The sequence below is a fragment of the Collinsella sp. LCP19S3_A7 genome (assembly GCF_052121995.1).
In the GTDB taxonomy this organism is placed as follows: Bacteria; Actinomycetota; Coriobacteriia; order Coriobacteriales; family Coriobacteriaceae; genus Collinsella.
In genome coordinates this window covers 1-1,217 of sequence record NZ_JBQKDE010000043.1, presented here as the reverse complement: position 1 = coordinate 1,217, position 1,217 = coordinate 1, and the positions used below count along the sequence as shown (strand labels likewise).

Annotated in this window: 2 protein-coding genes; both read right to left on the bottom strand. The window is 69.4% G+C overall.

Features of this window, described 5'->3' with window-relative positions; genetic code table 11:
• Positions 1 to 107: 107 nt before the first annotated feature.
• Entirely contained in the window at positions 108 to 299 is a 192-nt protein-coding gene (locus tag ACTQV3_RS09235; protein ID WP_055287498.1) for a hypothetical protein, read from the bottom strand.
• The gene (gene istB / locus ACTQV3_RS09230) at positions 296 to 1,066 is read right to left on the bottom strand and encodes an IS21-like element helper ATPase IstB (RefSeq protein ID WP_082421956.1); all 771 of its coding nucleotides are present in this window, start codon (positions 1,064 to 1,066) and stop codon (positions 296 to 298) included. Before istB ends, ACTQV3_RS09235 begins: the two co-directional genes overlap by 4 nt.
• Positions 1,067 to 1,217: the final 151 nt, after the last annotated feature.

Sequence of the window (1,217 nt, the reverse complement as noted above, 5' to 3'; positions counted from 1 at the left end):
TGTGTTCCGTCAAGTAAAAATCGACAAATACGTCTGTCGAATTTCGACACCCTCATGCTGACCGCCTCCGGGCGGGCCGGCGCCGTCGCGGCCGGCCCGCCCGCTGCCTAGAACGGTATCTCCCAGTCCTCCGGGGGCACCTCCTCCATCCCGCCCCGCTCGCCCGTCATCAGCGGGTGGTCCGGCGTCAGCCCGCAGCCCGGGCACTGGAAGAGCCCGCAGAGCGCCTGCGCGTCCCAGGCGCCGGCGTCGCGGTCCTTCATCCTGTTCACCGGGCAGTCCTCCGCGGCGTACCTCATTCGGCCTCACCCTTCCCGAGCATCAGCGCGTTTTCCATCCTGTAGCTGGCGCCGTTGAACTCCACCAGCCTGCCCGTGTAGACGAGCCTGTCCACGACGGCCGCGGCCATCTTGTCGTCGCCGAACACCGTGCCCCACCTGCTGAACTCTATGTTGGTGGTGACTATGAGGCTCTGGGTGCCCTCGGGGGCCGACATGACCTGGAACAGCAGCCTCGCCCCCTCGACGTCGAGCGGCACGTAGCCGAGCTCGTCGAGTACCAGCAGGTCCGCCGACAGCAGGTCGTCGAGCTCCCTGCGCAGCCTGCCGCGGTCGCGCGCGTCGGCCAGGTGCATCACGAGCTGCGCGACGGTGAAGAACCTCACGGACTTGCCGGCCCTGACGGCGGCGGCGCCGACCGCGATGGCGAGGTGGGTCTTGCCCCTGCCCGTCTTCCCGTGGAAGACGAAGTCCTGGCACGCGTCGATGAAGGCGAGCGACCTGAGGTCGGCCTCCCCGTAGCCGTCGGGGAACGAGACCTGGGAGAAGTCGTAGCCGTCGAGCGACTTGGCCGCGGGGAACCTCGCCCTGCGCATCCTCCTCTCCAGCTGGTTGGCGGCCCTGACCTCCATCTGCCTGGCCAGCAGGCCCTCGACCGCCCTCATCTCGGGGAGCGTTGCCTCCTCGCAGAACTCGTCGACGACGCTGTTCGAGAACAGCATCGAGCGCGCCTTGCCCCTCAGCGAGGACTCGAGCAGGCGCCTGTCGGGGCATGCGGCCCTGGCCATCTACGCCACCCCCATGAAGCCGTCGTAGACGCCGAGGTCCACGGGCTCGTCGTAGGTGACGGTCCCCGTGGCGGCGCGCGCCGCGCTGACGGCGACCGACGCCTCGTCGATGCGGCCGGTCGCCTCGTAGGCGAGGCGCACCGCCTGCAGC